This window comes from Gordonia sihwensis (assembly GCF_029632925.1).
Taxonomy (GTDB): domain Bacteria; phylum Actinomycetota; class Actinomycetes; order Mycobacteriales; family Mycobacteriaceae; genus Gordonia; species Gordonia sihwensis.
Genome location: NZ_CP121248.1, coordinates 756,959 through 781,007, shown reverse-complemented (window position 1 = coordinate 781,007; position 24,049 = coordinate 756,959). Strand labels below are relative to the sequence as shown.

At 64.4% G+C, this 24,049-nt stretch carries 13 protein-coding genes and 3 rRNA genes; 4 read left to right on the top strand and 12 right to left on the bottom strand.

What is annotated here, in order from left to right; all coding sequences use genetic code 11:
- Positions 1–196: 196 nt before the first annotated feature.
- Both P5P27_RS03775 and P5P27_RS03770 read right to left on the bottom strand, forming a co-directional pair.
- Positions 197–1,339 carry a nucleoside triphosphate pyrophosphohydrolase gene (locus P5P27_RS03775; protein ID WP_278126450.1) on the bottom strand — a complete coding sequence of 381 codons (1,143 nt, stop codon included), beginning with the start codon at positions 1,337–1,339 and terminating at the stop codon, positions 197–199.
- Between the two features lie 64 nt (positions 1,340–1,403).
- Positions 1,404–2,381, bottom strand: coding sequence for a LysR family transcriptional regulator (locus P5P27_RS03770; RefSeq protein ID WP_278126448.1), 978 nt, complete (start codon positions 2,379–2,381; stop codon positions 1,404–1,406).
- A gap of 72 nt (positions 2,382–2,453) precedes the next feature.
- On the opposite strand from P5P27_RS03770, the gene dapA reads away from it, so the two are divergent.
- The gene (gene dapA / locus P5P27_RS03765) at positions 2,454–3,383 is read left to right on the top strand and encodes a 4-hydroxy-tetrahydrodipicolinate synthase (RefSeq protein WP_278126446.1); all 930 of its coding nucleotides are present in this window, start codon (positions 2,454–2,456) and stop codon (positions 3,381–3,383) included.
- A 19-nt stretch (positions 3,384–3,402) separates the two neighbouring features.
- On the opposite strand, the gene P5P27_RS03760 is transcribed toward dapA, so the two are convergent.
- The 5 genes from P5P27_RS03760 to P5P27_RS03740 all read right to left on the bottom strand — a co-directional run bounded on the left by P5P27_RS03760 (position 3,403) and on the right by P5P27_RS03740 (position 11,418).
- A complete protein-coding gene (locus tag P5P27_RS03760; protein ID WP_278126444.1) occupies positions 3,403–4,959 on the bottom strand; it encodes an HNH endonuclease signature motif containing protein in 1,557 nt (518 codons plus the stop codon).
- 69 nt (positions 4,960–5,028) lie between these two features.
- Positions 5,029–8,619, bottom strand: coding sequence for a transcription-repair coupling factor (gene mfd / locus P5P27_RS03755; protein WP_278126443.1), 3,591 nt, complete (start codon positions 8,617–8,619; stop codon positions 5,029–5,031).
- Between the two features lie 341 nt (positions 8,620–8,960).
- A complete protein-coding gene (locus P5P27_RS03750) occupies positions 8,961–10,178 on the bottom strand; it encodes a Dyp-type peroxidase (protein ID WP_278126442.1) in 1,218 nt (405 codons plus the stop codon).
- A complete protein-coding gene (locus P5P27_RS03745) occupies positions 10,175–10,762 on the bottom strand; it encodes a copper chaperone PCu(A)C (RefSeq protein ID WP_278126439.1) in 588 nt (195 codons plus the stop codon). Before P5P27_RS03745 ends, P5P27_RS03750 begins: the two co-directional genes overlap by 4 nt.
- Positions 10,763–10,836: 74 nt before the next feature.
- Entirely contained in the window at positions 10,837–11,418 is a 582-nt protein-coding gene (locus P5P27_RS03740) for a hypothetical protein (RefSeq protein ID WP_101841605.1), read from the bottom strand.
- Positions 11,419–11,759: 341 nt separating this feature from the next.
- Here P5P27_RS03740 and P5P27_RS03735 point away from each other — a divergent pair, with 341 nt between their 5' ends.
- Complete coding sequence (locus P5P27_RS03735; protein ID WP_006897592.1) at positions 11,760–13,526, top strand: BCCT family transporter; 1,767 nt, start codon at positions 11,760–11,762, stop codon at positions 13,524–13,526.
- 23 nt (positions 13,527–13,549) lie between these two features.
- On the opposite strand, the gene P5P27_RS03730 is transcribed toward P5P27_RS03735, so the two are convergent.
- Positions 13,550–14,047 carry a GNAT family N-acetyltransferase gene (locus P5P27_RS03730; RefSeq protein ID WP_278126437.1) on the bottom strand — a complete coding sequence of 166 codons (498 nt, stop codon included), beginning with the start codon at positions 14,045–14,047 and terminating at the stop codon, positions 13,550–13,552.
- A 41-nt stretch (positions 14,048–14,088) separates the two neighbouring features.
- Here P5P27_RS03730 and P5P27_RS03725 point away from each other — a divergent pair, with 41 nt between their 5' ends.
- On the top strand, positions 14,089–15,510 hold the full coding sequence (locus tag P5P27_RS03725) for an amino acid permease (RefSeq protein WP_006897594.1): 1,422 nt from the start codon (positions 14,089–14,091) through the stop codon (positions 15,508–15,510).
- Here P5P27_RS03725 and P5P27_RS03720 read toward each other — a convergent pair.
- Positions 15,455–16,189 carry a TetR/AcrR family transcriptional regulator gene (locus P5P27_RS03720; RefSeq protein ID WP_006897595.1) on the bottom strand — a complete coding sequence of 245 codons (735 nt, stop codon included), beginning with the start codon at positions 16,187–16,189 and terminating at the stop codon, positions 15,455–15,457. The two genes, P5P27_RS03725 and P5P27_RS03720, sit on opposite strands and share 56 nt — an antisense overlap.
- Before the next feature lie 483 nt (positions 16,190–16,672).
- Between P5P27_RS03720 and P5P27_RS03715 the strand changes: the two genes are divergently transcribed.
- Positions 16,673–17,737, top strand: a complete 1,065-nt coding sequence (locus P5P27_RS03715) for an IS110 family RNA-guided transposase (protein ID WP_006898368.1) — start codon at positions 16,673–16,675, stop codon at positions 17,735–17,737.
- A 607-nt stretch (positions 17,738–18,344) separates the two neighbouring features.
- Here the strand turns inward: P5P27_RS03715 and rrf are convergent.
- From rrf to P5P27_RS03700, 3 genes are all read right to left on the bottom strand, one after another.
- Positions 18,345–18,461, bottom strand: a 5S ribosomal RNA gene (rrf, locus tag P5P27_RS03710).
- Between the two features lie 180 nt (positions 18,462–18,641).
- Positions 18,642–21,785, bottom strand: a 23S ribosomal RNA gene (locus P5P27_RS03705).
- 477 nt (positions 21,786–22,262) lie between these two features.
- Positions 22,263–23,783, bottom strand: a 16S ribosomal RNA gene (locus P5P27_RS03700).
- Together the 16S, 23S and 5S rRNA genes form the textbook arrangement of a ribosomal RNA operon.
- Between the last annotated feature and the right edge of the window lie 266 nt (positions 23,784–24,049).

Below are 24,049 nucleotides of genomic sequence, written 5' to 3'. Positions count from 1 at the left end.
GGCGGTCGATGCTCCGGTTGCGCGCGGGAAGTTCAGACATACACGAACCTCCTCCACGAACTCATCTACGATCCACGCCACCACGCTATAGGCGACATCGGACATTCGAGCAGGTCGTTGCCTGGTTTCGACACGCTCGTCGCTCCGCTCCTCGCGGCTCAACCAGCGGGCAGGGCTCAACCAGCCGACGGGTCGCCTACTCCCCCTCGGCGCTCCACTTCTCCACCACGACCATGCCGGGGACCTTCGGGACCTTCAGATCCTTGACCTTGTGAGTCTTGCCCTTCTTGTTCCGGGCGATCGGGTCTTCGTCGACGACCAGTTCCTCGTAATCCTCGTCAGCAGGGTCTTCAGCGGTGTCCTCGATGCCGGCTTCCTCGACGTCCGCGCCGGAGTCTGCGTCCGCGTCGGGCTCCGCCGATTCCTCGACATACGTCATTCCCAGGTACTTGCGCCACGTGTTGTCGTCCCGGGGCACCACACCGTCCTCGGCGGCGGCGCCCTCGGCGGTACGGACCTGGTTCATCAATGCCATCGCGCGACGACGGAGGTCGTCCTCGACGCTGCCGACGGCATGCTTGCGGAAGGGGATATCGACTCGATAGAGCGAGGGGCTCACGGCCGCGACAGGGAAACCTGCGCCGGCGAGACGCTCGAACACCTTCTGCACCAAGGCCAGCGCCGGCTGGGTGGTGACGATGCCGTCGAGCACACTGCCGCGTTCGCGCTCGGCGTCTTTCGCCGCCTCCCACTCGTTGATCTGACGATGCAGATCGGCGTGCTCACCGCCCAGAACACCGGGTGTTCGATTCGACACTTTGTCGATGAAGCTCTGCGCCACGTCGTCGATGTCGAACGCCCCGACCGCCGAATCAGCGGCGATGCGCGCGTGGAACAGCACTTGCAGGAGGAGATCGCCGAGCTCAGAGCAGAGTTCCTCGGATGTACCGTGGTCGATCGAGTCGAGCAGCTCGTACACCTCTTCGAGAAGGTACTTGCGCAGCGAGTCGTGCGTCTGCAACCGCTCCCACGGGCCCATGCGACGAAGCCGGTCCATCAGCTCGACAGCCCGCAGCAGCTTGCCGCCCGGGAGATTACTGCCTTCAATGACCGGCTCGCCCCACTTCAACCGCTCGACGACAGCCGGATGATCGCGATCAGAACTCACCAGTGTCTTGGTACCGTCGTCCTCGACCAGACCGACGAGCTCGTACGACGGCAACTGCCACAACAGCGACGGGTGCACCTCTTCGGTGACGGCCACGGTCTCCGCGAGCAGCGCCACAGCACCGGCAGGAACGAGATCGGGTCGCGACGCGTCGAGCAGGACCACGGTCATGGAAGCTCCTCCTCGCAAATCAGTGTCAACCTCGACATTAACGCGTCACAAGGCTTCGCTCCGGTCACACGCGCGGGAAGGAATCGTGTCGCGCATTACTGCCGGGATGGCGGTCTGACACCGAGCCATCCTCACTGCCGTCCCCACTCGGCACGCCCCTGATCTCCGTCAGTACTGCCCGCAATGCCGGGTCGGCCTCCGCGCTGTGCCTCCACACGGTGTGGACCTCACGCCGCGGCGCATTCTGCAACTCGCGCACCGCCACCCCCTCCGGCACGCGAGGCCGGGCGAGGCGCGGAATCAGCGCGACCACGTCGCCCGCCTCGACCAACGCCATCTGCGTGCCGAAGTCGTCCACCGAGTGGATCACGTCCGGCTGCTGCTCCGACTCGGCGAACAACCGCTCGAACCACCGATGACAGACCGTGCCGACGGGACTGGTCACCCATCCGCAGTCGCGGAGCTCGGCCCGCCGGATCGGCCGGTCGGCCTCAGCCAGCGGATGCCCCAACGGCACCGCGAGGTCGCCGATGTCGGTGTGCAGATGCGACCGCTCCAGCCCCGCCGGCACCGCGACCGTCACGCCGTCGGCGTCGTGAACCATCGCGAGATCGGCGTTGCCCGACTCGACCGCGTACACGGCGGGCACCGGATCGAGTTCCGTCACCTCGACTCGCACCTCCGGATGGAGGCGTCGCACACGCTTCAATGCGGGCGCGACGATGCCGCGGACACCGGTCGAGAACGCTGCGATCCTCACCACACCGCGCGGCGAACCGGCGTCCACCGACCGTGCCGCCGCCACCGACTTCTCAAGCGCGTTCAGCACTTCAGGCGCGGTCTCGACGAGCGCATGCGCGGCCGGAGTCAGCACCACCCGGCGCCCGGCCGGCGCCACCAGACGCACCCCGACCTGCGACTCGAGTCTCTTGATCTGCTGAGAGATGGCCGAGGGCGTGAACCCGAGCTCGTCGGCGGCCCGCGCCATCGTCCCCAAATCGGCGACGGCCCGCAGAGCTCTCAATGCTCCGACATCGATCATGAAGTACTCCTAACGATTACTCACGATAACTCCTCGCTTGTGGTGAACGTTTTCCGTGGCGACGATGAATACATGACTTCGACCTCGCATCCCGCGCGCGCGATCTTCGGATCGAACCTCGTCGCCATGCCGACGCCGATGAACCCCGACGGCTCGCTCGACGAGGTCGGCATCGGCGCGGTGGCGAAGCATCTCGTCGACTCCGGCTGCGACGGGATCGTGGTGGCCGGCACCACCGGCGAGGCTCCGACCCTCGAACTCGTGGAATTGCTTCGCGTACTGGAACTGGTCCGCGCCGCGGCGGGTTCGGCGACCCGCCTCGTCGTCGGCGTGGGCACCAATCACACGGCAAAGAGCGTCCAGACCGCCAGAGCAGTCGCCGCGGCAGGTGCCGACGCTCTGCTGGTCGTGACGCCCTACTACTCGAAGCCGTCTCAGGCCGGCGTGATCGCTCACACGGTGGCGATCGCCGACGCCACCGAACTCCCGGTGATGCTCTACGACATCCCCGGCCGCGCCGGCCTCGCTCTCACCCGGGAGACGCTCGTCGAACTCTCGCACCACCCGCGCATCGCCGCGGTGAAGGATGCGAAGGGGGATCTGTTCGAGGTGATGTCGGTGATGGCCGAGACCGGGATGGCGTACTACTGCGGCATCGACGAGCTGAACCTGCCGTACCTGGCGGCCGGAGCCTCGGGTCTGGTCAGCGTGATGGGAGTGGTCGGCGCAGACCGCAACAGGGACCTCATCACGGCGATCGATGCGGGCGATCTGCCGCGGGCCCGCGCGATCAATGACGCCGTCCTCCCCCTGACGATCGCACTGATGCGCACAGCACCGGGTGTGGTGACCGCGAAGGCCGCGCTCCGCGAGATCGGCGTCATCTCCCATGCCGCCGTACGCGCGCCACTGCTCGAGGCGACCGCCTCTGAGGTCGCCGTCATCCGTGCCGCCCTCGCAGCCGACGGTCAGCCGACCGGCGATCGGTTGCTGACGGCATAGCCGACGCGCGCTATCACCCTCAGAACGGCGGTTCGCCGTCGCCAACCAGCATCGCCTCTCGGCGTCGGCGGTTAGCCGCGCGCCGCTGCATCCGATAGCGATGTTTGGCCTGGGTGCGGGTCCGTGCCCTCTCGGGCTCCCCCTCGGCGTGTCGTGGCGGTTCGCGCGACTGACCGATCGACACGCCGTGACGGCACTGGAAGCGGCCCAGCTCCGGCAGCAACCAGAGGTTCAGCGCCTGCTGACGCACCGAGACTCCGTCCGGGGTCGTCACCTCCGACCAGAGAACACCGGCCGCATCGACGACCTGGTCGTCGACCCACCCGCTGCCGAAGGTCTTCAGACCGTGATGGAAGCGGCATTTCGGGTTCAGATTGCACAAGCAGGTCGGGCCGCCCGCGGCGGGGTCCACGTGATCGAACTCAACGACGTGATCGAGATCGGATTTCCACGCGGGACGATCGCAGCCCGGCCAGGTGCACGTGCCGAACAGGGCACGCACCGCGGTGGCTACAGCGGCGGACGGCCGGTATCGATCCGCATGGGCGGCGCAGTCGGCGATGACCTTGTCGATGTCGAGTTCTCGAACGACCGCGTCGGGCCGAGCCATGAGTTCACGCGCACGCCTGGCCGAGATCGGACCGACCCCGTCTTCGTACGCCGGAGTCTCCGACGCCCCGTCGAGGGCGTCTTTGCGGACCACGACGTGAACCACGATCTGACCGCGCCGCGATTCGACCTGCTCCGGCGACAGGGCCGAAGCGCAGTCGTCGCGATCGCATCGGCAGGTGAACTCGGCGCGATGCAGCAGCGCGGTCGCGGCATCGGACCGACGGGCCTGCTTCGTGCGGGGATCGAAGGGACAGACGCCGTCGGCGAGGGCGTCGATGGTTCCGAGCGCGATCATCGCATCCTCGGACGAACCGGTGATGACCATCTCCGACATGCCGTCGGACACCGGGGACACGACCACGTTCTTTCCTGCTGCGATCTGCTCGCGCGTCATGGTCACCGCATCGGGATCGTACTCGGCGACCACCGCGGAGACGATCGACTCGACGCGGGCGGCCGATAGCCCGCCCGCCTCGGAGAGACGGTGCGCGATCTCCGCGTCGATGAACTCCAGGAGCTCCAGGTCGTCCACGAGGGCCGTCTGCTCGACGGCCCGCGTGAACCACGCGACCGTGATCCGACCGTCGCGCAGCAGCCTGCCCACCGCCGGGATCCGCTCCACGCACGCGATCGCGCGATCGACGAACATCTCAGCGGTGTGCGGCCGTACTCCTGCTGCGACCGCGTAGGCCGCGGCCGTCTGGCATTGCGGGTCGTAGAGCCGCGAGTACGCGTCCACCGCCGAATCGGCCTCCAACTCAGCCCTTTTCGCCTGATACAGGCGGTACACGGCGGCGTAGCGGTGCCACATCACCGCGCCCTGATAGCAGTCCGATCGAGCGGCGAATCGCAACAGCGCGGCTCGATCGCCCTTCGCGCCGTCCGGGATTCCGATCCGGATGACGATCGCATCGTCGTCGATCCGGACCGTCGAACCCTGAAAACTGTCGATTCGACTACTCATGCCGCCCCCTTCATCGAACTCACATTCGAGACTATCGGAGGGGTCTGACATCGACCGGACGCTACGACGCTACGACTCCAGCGGCGCGATCGTCTGAAGGAACGTGACCAGGTAGTCGACGAGCTCTGTGTCCCGGAGTCGGGGGGAACCGACGCCGCCGGTACGCGGGATCGGCAGTGTCACCATGTGGGTCGCGGCACGGTAGCTCGCCGACGAGTACATGCGCGCGAGCCGGACCTGCTGGCTGTCGAGCAGAAGCATCGGTGAGATCCGGATGGATTGACCGGCCAGACCGACCTCCGCGACACCGCGTTCGCGGCACCGGAGCCGCAGACGCGCGATCGCAGCGAGACGCTGCGTCTCGACGGGCGGCTCACCGTAGCGGTCGGTCAGTTCGCTCATCACCTCGTCGACGTCATCGTCACTGGTGGCCGACGCCAGCTTGCGGTATGCCTCCAGCCTGAGCCGGTCCGCCTCCACGTACTCGACGGGGATATGCGCGTCCACCGGCAGGTCGATGCGCACCTCGACGTTCTCCTCGGTCGCCACTGCCTTGCCGTCGGCCGCGGCTCGGTACGCCTCGACCGCTTCGCCGACCAACCGCACGTAGAGGTCGAAGCCGACACCCGCGACGTGCCCGGACTGCTCGGCACCGAGGACGTTGCCGGCACCGCGCAGCTCGAGATCCTTGAGCGCCACCGCCATGCCGGCACCGAGTTCGTTGTTCTGGGCGATGGTCGCGAGCCGGTCGTAGGCCGTCTCGGTCAGCGGCTTGTCCGGGCTGTACAGCAGGTACGCGTATCCGCGCTCCCGGCTTCGCCCGACGCGCCCGCGCAGCTGGTGCAGCTGCGAGAGCCCGAAGTTCTCCGCACGGTCGACGATCAGGGTGTTGGCGTTCGAGATGTCGAGCCCGGTCTCGATGATCGTGGTGCACACGAGGACGTCGTACTCGCGGTCCCAGAAGCCCTGGACGGTTCGTTCCAGTTGCTCCTCGCCCATCTGCCCGTGCGCGACCACCACCCGGGCCTCGGGAATCATGTTCGCGAGATGCTTGGCGGTCTTGTCGATGGTCGAGACGCGATTGTGCACGTAGAACACCTGACCGTCGCGCAGCAGCTCGCGCCGGATGGCCGCCGCGACCTGCTTGTCGGAGTATGCGCCGACATACGTCAGGACCGGGTGCCGTTCCTCGGGCGGAGTGAGGATGGTCGACATCTCGCGGATACCCGCCATCGACATCTCGAGGGTGCGCGGGATCGGTGTCGCCGACATGGTGAGCACGTCCACGTGGGTGCGCAGCGCTTTGATGTGCTCCTTGTGCTCCACACCGAAGCGCTGCTCCTCGTCCACGATCACCAGACCGAGGTCTTTCCATCGGACGCCGGTCTGCAGCAGCCGATGCGTGCCGATGACGACGTCGACCTCACCGGAGGCCATCTGCGCGATGATCTCCTTCGACTCGGCCGGATCGGTGAACCGCGACAACCCGCGCACGGCGACCGGGAAGCCCGCCATTCGCTCGGTGAAGGTCTGCAGGTGCTGCCCGGCGAGAATCGTCGTCGGTACCAGGACCGCGACCTGCTTCCCGTCCTGAACGGCCTTGAACGCGGCGCGGACTGCGATCTCGGTCTTGCCGTAACCGACGTCGCCGACCACCACCCGGTCCATCGGGACCGGCTTCTCCATATCGGCCTTGACCTCGCCGATCACCGTCATCTGGTCGACGGTCTCGGTGTAGTCGAAGGCGTCCTCCATCTCCCGCTGCCACGGGGTGTCGGGGCTGAACGCGAAACCCGGTGCCGCATGCCGCGCGGCGTACAGCTGCACCAGTTCGCCCGCGATCTCCCGGACCGCCTTGCGCGCCTTGCGCTTGGTATTGGCCCAGTCGGAACCGCCGAGCTTGCTGAGCCCCGGCTGCTCGCCGCCGACGTAGCGCGACAACTGGTCGAGCGCGTCCATCGGAACGTACAGGCGGTCGCCCGGCTGTCCCCGCTTGCCGGGCGCGTACTCGATCACGAGGTACTCGCGCCGGGCACCGGAGACCGTGCGTTCGATCATCTCGACGAACTTGCCGATGCCGTGTTGGTCGTGCACCACCAGGTCACCGGCGCTCAACGCCAGCGGGTCGACCTGATTGCGCCGCTTGGCCGGCAGTCGCCGCCCGTCCTTCACACCGACGACGCGAGCGCCGGTGACGTCCGCCTCGGTGGCGATCACCAGACGCGCCGACGGGCAGACCAGTCCGCGCCGCAGCGTGCCGTGGAAGACGCCGACCGCGTCGGCCGGCAACTCATCGCCCGGCTCCACGAGCCGGGCCGGGACCTCGGCCTCACCGAGACGGTCGACGAATCGCATCGCAGTGCCCCGGCCGGCGGCGATCAACGCCGCACGACCGCCCGAGGCGACCTGAGCGCGCAACGACGTCATGAACTCGTCGAGCTCGGCGGGGTCGCCGTGCGGCGCCGGCCCGGGCTGCAGATCGAGTTCGAGCTCCTCGCCCGATCCCGCCGAGAGCGGACTCATCGTCCACCACGGTTTGCCCGCCTCCACGGTCGCACGTTCGACGTCACCGACGCTGCGGTAGGCACTCGCCGACAGGTCGATGGAGGGTTCGCCCGCGGCCACGGGCGCCGCTGCCCCCAGCGCCGCGGCGTTCCACGACGCCTCCAAGAACTCCTCGCCGGTCCTCGCCAGATCGACGGCACGGGTGCGCACCTTCTCCGGATCGAGGACCAGTACCCGAGTGCCGTCGGGCATCACCTCGGTGAGCATCTGCATCCGGCCGTCGACGAGTGCCGGGATCAGCGCTTCCATTCCCTCGACGGGAATGCCCTCCGACAGTTTGGTCAGAATCTCGCGCAGCGACTCGTCCTCGACTGTCGACGCGAGTTCGGCGGCCCGGTCCCGGACCTCCGCGGTCAGCACCAGTTCTCGGCACGGATGAATCTGGACCACCGACGTGTCGATCTCCGGCTGCGTCCGCTGGTCGGCGACGGAGAACGCGCGGATGTCGGTCACCTCGTCGCCCCAGAACTCCACTCGCACCGGGTAGTCGGCGGTGGTCGGGAAGATGTCGAGGATGCCGCCGCGCACCGCGAACTCGCCGCGGGCACCGACCATGTCGACGCGCTCGTAGGCCATCTCGACGAGCTTCTCGATCAGACCGTCGAACTCCGCCTCCGTGCCTTCGGTGAGCGTGACCGCGCGCATCGCTCCGAGCCCGGGAGCCATCGGCTGCACAAGGGAACGGACGGTCGCGACCACGACGTGCAACGGGGACACCGCCGGGTCGGCCAGTCGACTGAGCACCGCGAGCCGGGCACCGACCGTGTCGGCGCTGGGCGAGAGCCGCTCGTGCGGCAGCGTCTCCCACGACGGGAATTGAGCGACGACCGACGTCCCGTTGGGCCCCGACCGCAGCAGTTCCGACAGTTCGGTCGTGAGGTCGTCGGCCTCCCGACCGTTGGCGGTCACGACGAGGACGGGGTTCTCGGAGATCTCGGCCAGTTGCGCAACCACCAGCGGCCGGGCGGCGTCCGGTGCCGTGATGTCGAGGCGAGTCTCGCCCACTCGTTCCCGCAGCAAACCGAAGGCCGCATCACGAAACGCGAAGGAGGTCAGCCCGGACAGGGAGGGACGCGGCGCAGAGGGGGTCGACACTGTGTCAAGTGTAGAAGACCACCGCGGCTCGTCGGTCCCAGGCTGGTTCGGTGCTCAGGCTGGTCGGTCCCGCAGGCTTGTCGGTCCCGCAGGCTTGTCGGTCCCCCAGGCTTGTCGGTCCCCCAGGCTCGTCGAGTAAGTCGAGGAGCGGAGCGACGAGGCGCATCGAGACCGCGCGGGCCGGCCTGACACGGTCTCGATACGCCGCGGCGCTGCGCGCCGAGGCTACTCGACGAACCTGGGGAGGGCACCGCGCGCCGAGGCTACTCGACGAGCCGGGGGAGGGCACTGCGCGCCGGGCCCTCTCGACGAGCCTGGGGAGGGCACTGCTCCCCCCTCCCTCACCCCGACCGACCGGCGGCCGCGAGCAGCGATGCGCCGAGCGGGCGCGAAGGAGCGGCGCCGGGCAGAATCGCGTACACCGAGGAGCCGATGGGCGTCGTCCACTCATTCAGGTCGTCGTGTTCGTCCAGGCGCCGCTGAACCGGAATGTACTGCTTGACCGGATCCCGCTGATACGCGGCGAAGATCAGCCCGCTGTTGGACGTGTCCGCCGAGCCCGCCTCGGGCGGGTCGTCGTAATTGAACCCGCGACGGATGAACTGCTCGTCCGGCGCCCGACGATGCGCCCGCGCGATGTGCGACGACGGCGGGATCACCGGGATGCCGCCGCGTGAGGCTTCGAAATCAGGATCGTCGGACTCGTAGCGCCCGGTCAGCGGTGCGCCGTTGTCGAGGGTGCGACCTGTGGAGAGCTCACGCCCCCGGCGATCAAGCGCCTCCCAGGTGTCCATGTGCATCGCGATGCGCCGCAACACCAGGCTCGTCCCGCCGGCCATCCAGGGCTGTTCGCGCCCGTCGTCCCAGAGAAGGGAGCCGTAGTCGTCGGGGCTCGGCTGGACGGTGCCGTCCACCTGTCCGAACAGGTTGCGCATCGTGCCCGGCGCCATTCCCGGACTGTTGCGAAACCCCCGCTGCACCCACCGGACCCGCACACTGCGGCGGACCGACGAGGTCAGCATGCGCGTCGCATGTGCGAGGGCCACGGGGTCGTCGGCGCCGATCTGCAGAAGCAGATCAGTCTGTCCCCACCGCGGATCCAGCCGGTCGATCGAGAAGGGCGGGAGCGGCGCGAGCCATGACGGCCGCAGAGGCGCGAGAGCCGGCGCCCGGAACACCCGGTCACCGAGACCGACGGTGACCGTCAGGTTGCACGGCAGCACCGCGAGTTCGGGCTCGGTGTCGGACAGGCTCGGCTCGGCACGGGTGAGCCTCGACGCGTCCTGCGTCCACAGGCGAAGGACCCCCGCGAAAGTGTCGACGTCGGTCGGGTCGACGAGATCCAGGCCGACGAATTGAGCGTGCGACTGAGCCGGGGTCACGATGCCGGACTGATGCGTGCCGTAGAACGGCGTCAGGCCGGAACCCGCGGCGGGGTCAGGCGAGGAGAACTCTCGCCCGACGCCCACCGCGGCCGCCCCGATGCCGATGCCCGCCAGGCCCGCTCCGCCGGCGAGGAGGGTACGGCGCGAGACGCGACCAGTCCGCTGCTCAGTCACTGATGCGAGTCGGCGTGCGCCGACTCGGACTGCTGCATGTCGTGCCCGGCCGTGCCGTGGTCCATGTCCGGGTGGTCAGCGTCCCCGCCGGGCGCGTAATTCTCCTGATTGCCGTCGAAGTCTCGGGCGAGAGCGTCGAAGGTCTTGGTGGAGCCGTCCTCGAAACGGATCGTGAACGCGACGTTCTGTCCGGTCGTGATGGGCCTGGTGACATCCATGAGCATGAAGTGCTCAGCGCCCGGCGACAGCGTGATCGACGACTTCGCCGGGACGAGGAAGCCGCCGTCCTTCTGGCGCATCGTGGTGCCGCCGGAGCCGTTGTCGACCACTTCGTGCATCTCGGTGGTGCGGGCGAGGTCGGTGTGCGCCGACACGATGCGGATGTCGTGGTCGGACGAGTTGGCGATGGTCCCGAAGGCGGCGGTCATTCCCGATTCGGCGGCCTTGACCCATTGGTCGGAGATGGTGATCGAATCGGAGGCCGGTGCGGAGGAGTCGTCGCTGCCGCAGGCCACGACGACGAAGGACAGCAGAGCTGCGGCGGTGAGGCCGAGCGAACGGATGAGGGTACGGCTTATCGCCATGAGTGATGTCTCTTTCGTGCAGAGTCTGATACCCCGCGATCGGATGAGACCGCCGGGGTGGTGTCGGATGGGGTTCAGACCAGCGAAGGAGGACCGCGGACCGCGGCGGAGGCGACCATCGGCGCGGGCCGGAGCGCGGCAGCGTGCCGGTCGGCGCGGATGACGACGAAAGCGGGGTCGAGACACACCCGCGTGCTCACCAACCGCCAGACATGGGACACGCTGTTGCCGTACGCCCGGCTCAGTTGCTCGGCGACGAAGAGCACGGCAGCCGCGGCGGGGACGGCGAGTGCGTGCCAGAACAGCATCAACGGCCCCGGCGTCACGCCTGCTCCGTGTCCCGCGTGCCCTGCCATCAGCGACAGCACTCCGTGAGCGGTCGCCTGGCCCGCGGACAGCGCGACCAACGCGCCGGTCGCAGAGATGCCGATCCGGCCGCGAGCCCGTGCTCGCTCCACCGATCGCACCTGAGCGGCGCGGACCAGTCCGACCCCGAGCGCCAGGCCGAGGAGCACCGCGGACTGCGCCGTCGTGGGAAGGTGCCCACCGCCGATCGAGTGGGCCGCGACACCCAGGATGAGCGAGACCACCGATGCCAGGAACCCGTGCGCGGTCGCGGGGACCTGCGCACCGGTCGGCGTCGGGCGAATCAGCACGTCGTCAAGGGTACTACCGGAGGTCGTACCGGCCGAGTCGGCCGCCCTTCGCGGCTCTTGCGCGCGACTGCTCGTCGTCGACGCGCTCGTCGACCGGACCGTCGTCGACCCGACTGTCGGACACGCTGCCTGACCTCGGCGATCGCCGCCTCGGTTTGAATCATCGCCGTTCGCCACCGATCGTGGAGTGCATGTCTGACGAACGGGAGAATGCTGACAGCGAACCACGGGGGACGGACACAGAGCACGGGACGGACACAGACGCCGTGCTCTTGGACGGCGCAGTATTGATCGACCCGTACACAAAAGAGGCGACATCCGTATCTCCGGGCGTTGCACCGGTGCCCCACCACTGGCACGTCGGCGAGAACGACACCGATGAGGAGATCACCGAGAAGCTCAAGCGCCAGGGAGTCCGGCTCGGCCGCGGTGGAATCGCTCCGGCGGTGTTCTGGCCGGCACTGATCGTGATCGTCGCGGTGAGCGCTCTCGCCGTCGCGTTCCCCGACCAGACGAGCGAAGTCTTCACCGATGTCCAGAACTGGATCGTCTCGAACCTGGGCTGGTACTACATGCTGATCATCGCGTGTTTCGTGGTGTTCGCGGTCGCGCTGTGCTTCTCCAGGCTCGGCCGCATCCGGCTGGGCAGACCCGATGAGGCTCCCGAGTTCGGCAGGGTGAGCTGGTTCTGCATGCTGTTCGCCGCCGGAATGGGCATCGGACTGGTCTTCTACGGCGTCGGTGAGCCACTCACATATGCGACCGTGCAACCGAAACCCGGCTGGAGCGGCAGCCAGGAGGACATCGCCGGTCTGGCGATGGCCCAGACATTCATTCACTGGGGTCTGCACCCGTGGGCGGTGTACGCGGTGATCGGGCTCGCGCTGGCATACGCGATCCACCGCCGCGGGCGACCGGTGTCGATCCGGTGGGCGCTCGAACCGCTGCTCGGCGATCGGGTGAAGGGCTGGGCAGGCGACCTCATCGACATTCTCGCCATCTTCGGCACGGTCTTCGGCGTCGCCACGTCGCTGGGGCTCGGCGTGCAGCAGATCTCGGCGGGCATGCAGTCGATCGGCGTCATCGACTCCGTCGACAACACCCTCCTGGTGATCCTCATCGTCGCCATCACCTTCCTGGCGACCCTGTCGGTGGTGAGCGGTCTGGGCACCGGAATCAAGTGGTTGTCGAACATCAACCTGTCGATCGCCGGACTGCTGGTGATCGCGATGCTGCTGATCGGTCCCACCCTCTTTCTTCTGCGCAACTTCGTGCAGTCGATCGGCGTCTACTTCGCCAACCTGTTCAACATGACGCTCGACGTCGGAGCCTTCCAGGGCCAGGAGGCACAGGACTGGCTCAGCGACTGGACGATCTTCTATTGGGGCTGGTGGATCGCCTGGGCGCCTTTCGTCGGCGTGTTCATCGCCCGGATCTCGCGCGGGCGGACAGTGCGCGAGTTCATCGCCGGATGCCTGATCGTGCCGACTCTGGTCGGATTCGTCTGGTTCTCGGTGCTCGGTGGTACGGGCCTGCACCGGCAGTTCTTCGGCGAGGGTGACCTGGTGGAGGACGGCAAGGTCTCGCCCGAGGGATCGCTGTTCCACGTGCTGTCGGACATGCCGCTCGGCACGGTCTTCTCGATCCTCGGGATCGTCCTGGTGGCCGTCTTCTTCATCACCTCCTCCGATTCCGGCTCACTGGTCGTCGACATGCTCGCCTCGGGCGGCCACCCCAATCCGCCGGTGTGGTCCCGCGTGCTCTGGGCGTCGCTCGAGGGCGTCGTCGCGATCGCTCTCCTGCTCGCCGGCGGACTGCGGTCGCTGCAGGCCGCGTCGCTGGCCACCGCCCTGCCGTTCAGCGTGATCCTCGCGATGATGTGCTTTGCGACCGTGCGGGGTCTGCGATTCGAGCACGACAAACTGCGGCGGGCCGCTCAGGCGCAGCGGTTGGAGGCCGCGACGTCGCACATCGCGGGCGAGGTCTTCAGCACGATGCCGGACGAGCCGGCCCTGCGCGATTATGTCGACGACCGCATCGACTACCGCCTGAGCCGGACCCGGGGCGGGTGGCGACCCGAGCGTTTCGGCCCGAAGCACCGCGAGTAGACCGTACTGGGCCTTCGGGCGGTCTATGGCCCGATCGTGTACTGCAGGTAGACGCAGCCGATCCAGCGGTCGAACTTGCGCCCGACACCGGGTGTGCGACCCACTTCGACGAAACCGACCTTCGTGTGCAGCGCGATCGACTCCGGAACGTCCTCGGAGACCACGGCCATGATGGTGCGCGTCACCGCCGGGTCCGCCGCGTTGATCAACGCGCGCAGCAGGTGCTTGCCCGTACCCCGGCCCGCCGCCTCGGGCCGAAGGTAGATGCTGTCCTCGGCGGTCCAACTCCAGCCCGCCTTTCCCCGATACACGCCGAGATAGGCGTAACCGACCACCTCGCCGGGTGCGCCGGCCACGAGGAACGGGCGTCCCGCGGCAACAGTCGTCTCGAGTCTGGTCCGCCACTGCGCGACGGAGGGCGCCTCGAGGTCGAACGTCGCAGTGGAGTTCTCGACGTAATACCGGTAGATGTCGGCAACGGCCTCGCAGTCGTCGGGCGTCGCCGGGCGAACGGTCAGCATGTGCTGATCTTGCCGCACCGCCGGGCAACTACGCTCGACTGGTGGGCGATAACGAGTCAGAACCTATCGAGGTCCGCGAGGAGGACGTCGAGGACCACGGAGCCGACCGCCTCAAGACGGGGCTGAAGCCACGCCACCTCGTGATGATGAGCCTCGGATCCGCCATCGGCGCGGGACTGTTCGTCGGGTCCGGAGAAGGCATCGCGCTCGCCGGACCCGCGGCACTCGTCTCGTACGCCATCGTCGGCGTCATCATCGTCTCGGTGATGCGGATGCTGGGCGAACTCGCGGCGGCCGATCCGAATCCCGGCGCGTTCTCCTACTACGTCGGCAAAGCTCTCGGACCCGGAGCCGGCTTCATGATGGGCTGGCTGTGGTGGGTCCAGATGACGATCGTGGTCGCAGCCGAGTCGCTCGCGGCGGCGGAAGGACTCAACGCACTCGTCGGTCTGCTGCCCGTCTGGGCGTGGGCGCTGGTCTTCATGACCGTATTCAGCGTGCTCAATCTGACCGGAGTGTCGAACTTCGGCGAGCTGGAGTTCTGGCTGTCGTTGATCAAGGTGACGTTCATCGTGCTTTTCCTGGTGATCGGAGCGGCCTACCTCTTCGGCTGGATGTCCGAGCCGTCTCCTGGACTCGCCAACGCCGGCGACTTCCTCCCGCACGGCATCGGCGGTGTCACGGCCGCACTTCTGGTGATCGCGTTCGCCTTCGGCGGAATCGAGATCATCGCCGTCGCCGCCGCGGAGACCGACGATCCCGGTCCGAGCGTCACGAAAGCCATCCGGACCATCGTCTGGCGCATCCTGGTCTTCTACGTGGGATCGGTGGCGGTGATCATGCTCGTCCTACCGGCAGACGATCCGCGCATCCGCGAATCGCCGTTCGTCGGCGTGCTCGAGCAGACCGGCCTTCCGGCGGTCGCCGCCACGATGGGCGCCATCATCGTCGTCGCGCTGCTGTCGTCGATGAACGTCAACCTCTACGGCGCGTCGCGGATGCTGTTCTCCCTGTCGGTGCGACGGATGGCGCCACGGTCGGCGCGGCGGGTCTCCTCCCGTGCGGTTCCCGTCCCCGCGCTGCTCGCCAGCACCGTGTTCGGCTTCCTCGCAGTGCCCGCGACCTACTTCTGGGGCGACCAGGTTCTCGACCGTCTCCTATCGGTGGTCGGCTCGACGCTGCTCGTCACGTGGCTCGCGATCACCTGCGCCCAGATCGTGCTGCGCAGACGCGCCGAGCGCGACGGAACGCCGCTGCCGCTGAAGATGTGGGGGTATCCGTACCTGTCGTGGCTCACGCTGATAGCTCTGGTCGCTATCACGGTGCTGGCAATCGTGACCCCGTCGGTTCGCGGTCAGGTGATCTCGACCGCCGTTCTGGTGACCGTTCTCTGGACTGCCGGAGCAGTCACTTATCGTCGTCGTTCGACGCAGCCGAGTCGGCGAGCGCCGGGTGCACGGTAGGCTGCGTCGGCTCTTTGTACTCCGCGTCGACGAGCATCGGTTCGGGATCGAGCCGCGTGAGGCCGTTCCAGCACAGATTCACCAGATGCGCGGCCACCACCTCCTTCTCCGGCTGCCGGACGTCGAGCCACCACTGTGCGGTCACTGAGACCATGCCCACCAGCGCCTGCGCGTAGAGAGGCGCCAGCGCGGGATCGAATCCGCGCCGCTCGAAGTCCCCGGCGAGAATGTGTTCCACCTGGCTGATCGCGTCGTTCAGCAGGCTCGAATAGCGAGTGTCCTCGCCCCCGCTGGTCGACTCTCCTCGGACCAGGATGCGGAACCCGTCGGTCCGCTCCTCCATGTAGGTCAGCAACGCCAGCGCGACCTGCTGAATCCGGTACAGCGACCGATTCTTCGTGAGCGAGGACGTGACCATTTCCAGCAGGGTCTCCATCTCGCGGTCGACGACGACGGCGTAGAGACCTTCCTTGCCGCCGAAATGCTCGTAGACGATGGGCTTCGACACACCGGCACGCTGCGCGATCTCCTCGATCGACGTTCCCTCGAAGCCACGTTCGGCGAACAGCCCCCGCGCCACCTCGATGAGCTGCAGTCGACGCTGAGCCCCGGTCATCCGGGCCCGGGGTGCCTTCGTGACGACTTCTGCTCCGCTCTCCGCGGGCCTGCTGATGGCCATGCCACCAATGGTAGTGCCGGCCTCAGACTCCGAAAGCCACCGAGCACGGAGAGAGGGAGTCACGCTGTGCCCGGTCTCCCGAGGTTGGTCGAGTAGGCGAGTGAGCGCAGCGAGCACGCCGTATCGAGACCAGCCTGCTCCCGCGTGTGGTGGTTTCGACTCGCTCCGCTGTGAGTGTTTGGGGTGGTTGGCCTGGGGCTGACTGGCAGGGTGGTTATGGGTTCGTCGTTGTGTTCGTGACTCATCGCTCCGCTGGCCTCGTTGTGGGTGCCTTCAGCAAGACGTGTCCGTTCATCGATGGCGAACCGGTGACCGCCCTGTCCGCCGCGTTGGCTTGATCAGAAGCCTGTCCGACGCCTCGCCAGGTACGCCCCCTGGGGAGGCGTCGTGACCGATCACAGTGACGCCACGCGGTGGTCTCCTCAGAAGCGGCCACCGGTTCAGCGAACCCATCCTGTTCCGTTGATGAGGAGGAAGTCCGCAGTGTCAATCGTTGCAGATGTTTACAGATTCGTCGTTGGAGTCGACACTCACGCCGCCACGCACTCGTATTGCCTGGTGGAGGCGGCCACGGCCAGGACCGTCGATCAGGCCACGTTCCCGACCTCGTCGGCGGGGTTGCGGCGGGCGATCGCCTGGATCGAGCGTCGTACCGGTACTCGCATCCGCGAGACGCTGATCAGCGTCGAAGGCAGCAGTTCGTACGGCACCCGTCTGACGCGGGAACTGTTGCGGGCCGGGTACCGGGTGGTCGATGCGCCCTCGCCTCGTCGGGAGCGAGGAGGTTCGAAGACCGACGCGATCGACGCACACAAGGCGGCGGTGACGATGCTCGCTCGCCCCAGCGACGGCCTCGCCGATGCACGCACCGGTGACCTTCATGAATGCCTGAAGACGCTGCTGCCGGCCCGGGACCGGATGACGCGGGAGAAGACCCGTCAGTTCAACGCCATGGTGGCATTGCTGCGCGAGCACGACCTGGGTATCGATGCGCGAGGCAAACCCACACTGACCATCGTCAAGCAGATCGCCCGATGGCGCGAGCGTCCAAGCGATAGCCGGGCAAAGCAGTTCGCCCGTGCCGAGGTGATTACGTTAGCTCAGCGCATCGTCGCACTGCACGTCCAGCTCGCGCAGAACCTGGCCGCCGTGCGCGAACTGGTCGCCGCTCACGCACCGGTGCTATTGGAACTACCCGGAGTCGGACCGATCAGTGCCGGGCTGATCTTGAATGCGTGGGCCTACCGCGGACGGGTGAAGTCAGAGGCCGCGTGGGCGGCATTGGCCGGAGTCAGCCCGATCGAAATATCCTCCGGACAACGACAGTACCGACGCCTCAACCGAGGTGGCGACCGACAGCTGAACCGCGCACTGCACGCAATCGTCCTCACCAACAGTCGATGCGATCAACAGACCAAAGAATTCATCGCGGCCCGCATCACACAAGGTAAGAGCCCCCGCGCGATCCGACGCATCCTCAAACGCTACCTCGCCCGACGCATCTACCGGATCCTGAACCAGCCCGGAGCAGTCACCACCGCCGCTTGACAAACATAGAAGCGTCTCGCTCAACCAGCCTAAGAGAGGTGCGCGCTCAACCAGCCTGCGGGAAGACGGTCCCTCGAAGTTTGTCGAGTAGGCGGGCGAGCGCAGCGAGCACGTCGTATCGAGACCGCTCTGCTCCCACCGTGTGGTGGTTTCGACTCGCTTCGCTCGCTCAACCAGCCTAAGGGGGTGCGCGCTCAACCAGCCTGCGGGAAGACGGTCCCTCGAAGTTTGTCGAGTAGGCGGGCGAGCGCAGCGAGCACGCCGTATCGACACGACTCTGCCCGTCGTGTGGTGGTTTCGACTCGCTTCGCTCGCTCAACAAGCCTGAAGGGGGTGCGCGCTCAACCAGCCTGGAAAAGACGGTCCCTCGAAGTTTGTCGAGTAGGCGGGTGAGCGTAGCGAGCACGCCGTATCGAGACCACTCTGCCCGTCGTGTGGTGGTTTCGACTCGCTCCGCTCGCTCAACCAGCCTGAAGCCAGCCTGAAGAGTGCGCGTTCGCGGTCCGTCAGGCGCGCCGTACCCCAGACAACACTCGCCGGGGGGCACGTCCCGGGAAATGGGTTGAGCCCCGATCAGACGGTGTCTGATCGGGGCTCAACAAGTTGTGTTCGGCGGTGTCCTACTCTCCCACACCCATTACAGTGCAGTACCATCGGCGCAGGTGGGCTTAGCTTCCGGGTTCGGAATGGGACCGGGCGTTTCCCCACCGCTATAGCCGCCGTAACAATATGAAACCATCCACACCACAATCCCTCACCAGAGTTGTGGTTTGTGTGTTGTTTCAGAAGTACATAGTGGATGAACGAGCAAACATTCTGTGTGCGTGTAACAATCACCGAAACCGACTCACACAACCCATCCGTCGTGATTCGTTGAATCCGAAAAGAATTGTTGGTGAGTGTTGTTGGTAAGTCCTCGGCCGATTAGTACCGGTCACCTGAACACATTACTGTGCGTACAGTTCCGGCCTATCAACCCCATCATCTGTAGGGGGCCTTACCCCACCCGAAGGTGGGTGAGAAACCTCATCTTGGAACAGGCTTCCCGCTTAGATGCTTTCAGCGGTTATCCCTTCCGAACGTAGCTAACCAGCAGTGCTCCTGGCGGAACAACTGGCACACCAGAGGTTCGTCCGTCCCGGTCCTCTCGTACTAGGGACAGGTTTCCTCAAGTTTCTACACGCGCGCGGCGGATAGAGACCGAACTGTCTCACGACGTTCTAAACCCAGCTCGCGTGCCGCTTTAATGGGCGAACAGCCCAACCCTTGGGACCTACTCCAGCCCCAGGATGCGACGAGCCGACATCGAGGTGCCAAACCATCCCGTCGATATGGACTCTTGGGGAAGATCAGCCTGTTATCCCCGGGGTACCTTTTATCCGTTGAGCGACACCGCTTCCACATGCCGGTGCCGGATCACTAGTCCCGACTTTCGTCCCTGCTCGACATGTACGTCTCACAGTCAAGCTCCCTTGTGCACTTACACTCAACACCTGATTGCCATCCAGGCTGAGGGAACCTTTGGGCGCCTCCGTTACACTTTAGGAGGCAACCGCCCCAGTTAAACTACCCACCAGGCACTGTCCCTGAACCCGATCAGGGTCCGAGGTTAGAAGCCCAATACGATCAGAGTGGTATTTCAACAACGACTCCACCCACACTAGCGTGCCGGCTTCACAGTCTCCCACCTATCCTACACAAACCGCACCGAACACCAATACCAAGCTATAGTGAAGGTCCCGGGGTCTTTTCGTCCTGCCGCGCGTAACGAGCATCTTTACTCGTACTGCAATTTCGCCGAGCCTGTGGTTGAGACAGCAGAGAAGTCGTTACGCCATTCGTGCAGGTCGGAACTTACCCGACAAGGAATTTCGCTACCTTAGGATGGTTATAGTTACCACCGCCGTTTACTGGGGCTTAAATTCTCAGCTTCACCACCCCGAAAGATGATTAACCGGTCCTCTTAACCTTCCAGCACCGGGCAGGCGTCAGTCCGTATACATCGTCTTACGACTTCGCACGGACCTGTGTTTTTAGTAAACAGTCGCTTCTCTCTGGTCTCTGCGACCACCACCAGCTCACACCGAAAAAGTGATCACCGGTCGTGGTCCCCCTTCTCCCGAAGTTACGGGGGCAATTTGCCGAGTTCCTTAACCACAGTTCACTCGATCGCCTTAGTATTCTCTACCTGACCACCTGTGTCGGTTTGGGGTACGGGCCGTGTACCAACTCACTAGAGGCTTTTCTCGACAGCATAGGATCACCGAATTCACCACAACGGCTACGCATCACCTCTCAGGCTCAATAAGACACGGATTTGCCTATGTCTCACCCTACAGGCTTACACCAACTATTCCACCAGTTGGCCCGGCTACCTTCCTGCGTCACCCCATCGCTTGACTACTACACCCAAGGTCCCACGCAGCCACCATCAGAGAAATCCGAAGAAATCAACGACAGCTTTTGGATGGTTAGTACAGATGATTCATCACTGGGCGCGGATACACGGGTACGGGAATATCAACCCGTTGTCCATCGACTACGCCTGTCGGCCTCGCCTTAGGTCCCGACTCACCCTGGGCGGATTAACCTGGCCCAGGAACCCTTGGTCATCCGGCGGACAAGTTTCTCACTTGTCTTTCGCTACTCATGCCTGCATTCTCACTCCCACACCCTCCACAACTGGATCACTCCGCTGCTTCCACGGATGCAGGACGCTCCCCTACCCACCCACACCACTACACACCCACCCGCAGGCAGGCATGGATGAAATGTGTGAGTGCCGCGGCTTCGGCGGTGTACTTGAGCCCCGCTAAATTGTCGGCGCAGAATCACTTGACCAGTGAGCTATTACGCACTCTTTCAAGGGTGGCTGCTTCTAAGCCAACCTCCTGGTTGTCTCAGCGACCCCACATCCTTTTCCACTTAGTACACGCTTAGGGGCCTTAGCCGGCGATCTGGGCTGTTTCCCTCTCGACTACGAAGCTTATCCCCCGCAGTCTCACTGCCACGCTCTCACTTACCGGCATTCGGAGTTTGGCTGACGTCAGTAACCTGATAGGGCCCATCGGCCATCCAGTAGCTCTACCTCCAGTAAGAAACACGCAACGCTGCACCTAAATGCATTTCGGGGAGAACCAGCTATCACGGAGTTTGATTGGCCTTTCACCCCTACCCACAACTCATCCCCTCCATTTTCAACTGAAGTGGGTTCGGGCCTCCACAACCTCTTACAGCTGCTTCACCCTGGCCATGGGTAGATCACTCCGCTTCGGGTCTAGACCCAGCGACTCAACACGCCCTATTCAGACTCGCTTTCGCTACGGCTACCCCACACGGGTTAACCTCGCCACTGAGCACTAACTCGCAGGCTCATTCTTCAAAAGGCACGCCATCACCCACCACCCCGAAAGGTGCGCAGGCTCTGACGGATTGTAAGCGTCCGGTTTCAGGTACTATTTCACTCCCCTCCCGGGGTACTTTTCACCTTTCCCTCACGGTACTAGTCCGCTATCGGTCACCAGAAAGTATTTAGGCTTACCGGGTGGTCCCGGCAGATTCACAGCAGATTCCACGAGCCCGCTGCTACTTGGGAACAATCGAAGCCAGTCAACACGCTTTCAGCTACGGGACTCTCACCCACTACGGCAGACCATTCCAGGCCACTTCACCTAACATGTCGATTTATCACTGACCCACCGCACGGCAGCACGATGAACGATCACCCCACAACCCCACACGCACAACCCCTGCCGAGTATCACATACGCATGGTTTAGCCTCCTCCGCTTTCGCTCGCCACTACTCACGGAATCACACTTGTTTTCTCTTCCTGTGGGTACTGAGATGTTTCACTTCCCCACGTTCCCTCCACACCCGCTATACATTCACGAGTGGGTAACACCACATCACTGGTGCTGGGTTTCCCCATTCGGACACCCTCGGATCACAGCTCGTTTGACAACTCCCCGAGGACTATCGCGGCCTACCACGTCCTTCATCGGCTCCTGGTACCAAGGCATCCACCGAACGCCCTCAAACACTTACAACAACACCCACAAACACACCCCACACACCATCCCCCACCACAAGCAGAAGACAACCACGCGAGGCGCGAATGCGGACAACAAACAAAAACAACGATCACAACACGCGATCGCACAAACCAGAATCGAAATTGCAGAACACACAAACCCAACAAGAACACCAAGGAACTCGCCGGGCTAGATGCTCGCATCCACTATGCACTTCTCAAACAACACACACCCACCACCCCCAACACCCCACAAACTCCGGGGCGGAAAACAGTGAGCACCAAGACAACCCGCGCAGAACGCGTGTTCCCTCAGAACCCCGATAGTGTGCTTCGTCCACAACCGCAATCACTCACGGTCGACCACCCGCCGGCCCGCCCGCATCTCGCAGGCCACCGACAAACAAATGATGGTTTCTTGTGTTTCACCCATGAACAAACACCGACCCGATACACATTCGGCACCAGCATCGACGTGTTGTTTGCTCCTTAGAAAGGAGGTGATCCAGCCGCACCTTCCGGTACGGCTACCTTGTTACGACTTCGTCCCAATCGCCGATCCCACCTTCGACAGCTCCCTCCACAAGGGTTAGGCCACCGGCTTCGGGTGTTACCGACTTTCATGACGTGACGGGCGGTGTGTACAAGGCCCGGGAACGTATTCACCGCAGCGTTGCTGATCTGCGATTACTAGCGACTCCGACTTCATGGGGTCGAGTTGCAGACCCCAATCCGAACTGAGACGCGCTTTAAGGGATTCGCTCCACCTCACGGTCTCGCAGCCCTCTGTACGCGCCATTGTAGCATGTGTGAAGCCCTGGACATAAGGGGCATGATGACTTGACGTCATCCCCACCTTCCTCCGAGTTGACCCCGGCAGTCTCCTGCAAGTCCCCGGCATAACCCGCTGGCAATACAGGACAAGGGTTGCGCTCGTTGCGGGACTTAACCCAACATCTCACGACACGAGCTGACGACAGCCATGCACCACCTGTACACCAACCACAAGGGGGGCCGTATCTCTACGGCTTTCTGGTGTATGTCAAACCCAGGTAAGGTTCTTCGCGTTGCATCGAATTAATCCACATGCTCCGCCGCTTGTGCGGGCCCCCGTCAATTCCTTTGAGTTTTAGCCTTGCGGCCGTACTCCCCAGGCGGGGTACTTAATGCGTTAGCTACGGCACGGAACTCGTGAAATGAGCCCCACACCTAGTACCCACCGTTTACGGCGTGGACTACCAGGGTATCTAATCCTGTTCGCTCCCCACGCTTTCGCTCCTCAGCGTCAGTTACTACCCAGAGACCCGCCTTCGCCACCGGTGTTCCTCCTGATATCTGCGCATTTCACCGCTACACCAGGAATTCCAGTCTCCCCTGTAGTACTCAAGTCTGCCCGTATCGCCTGCACGCCTGCAATTGAGTTGCAGAATTTCACAGACGACGCGACAAACCGCCTACGAGCTCTTTACGCCCAGTAATTCCGGACAACGCTCGCACCCTACGTATTACCGCGGCTGCTGGCACGTAGTTGGCCGGTGCTTCTTCTCCAGGTACCGTCACTTACGCTTCGTCCCTAGCGAAAGAGGTTTACAACCCGAAGGCCGTCATCCCTCACGCGGCGTCGCTGCATCAGGCTTGCGCCCATTGTGCAATATTCCCCACTGCTGCCTCCCGTAGGAGTCTGGGCCGTGTCTCAGTCCCAGTGTGGCCGATCACCCTCTCAGGTCGGCTACCCGTCGTCGCCTTGGTAGGCCATTACCCCACCAACAAGCTGATAGGCCGCGGGCCCATCCTGAACCGCAAAAGCTTTCCACCACCAACCATGCAATCAGTGGTCCTATCCGGTATTAGACCCAGTTTCCCAGGCTTATCCCAGAGTCCAGGGCAGATCACCCACGTGTTACTCACCCGTTCGCCACTCGAGTACCCAGCAAGCTGGGCCTTTCCGTTCGACTTGCATGTGTTAAGCACGCCGCCAGCGTTCGTCCTGAGCCAGGATCAAACTCTCCAACAAAAAATGCAGAAACCACAAGATTTCAACACAAAGCCAGAAAACAGAACCTGACCAAATCCAAAAAACTGACATGGTAAAAAATTCATCCAAAACACTCACCAACCCCCCCAAAAGGGCCGGCAAGCACAATCTGTCCAAAAATCTCCCACGCCACAAAACAAAAAACAGTGGCACAAGAAATCCAAAACACACTATCGAGTTCTCAAAGAACACACACCCACCAGAACCAACCCCCACAAACAAGGGCCGAACACCAGCAGACATCT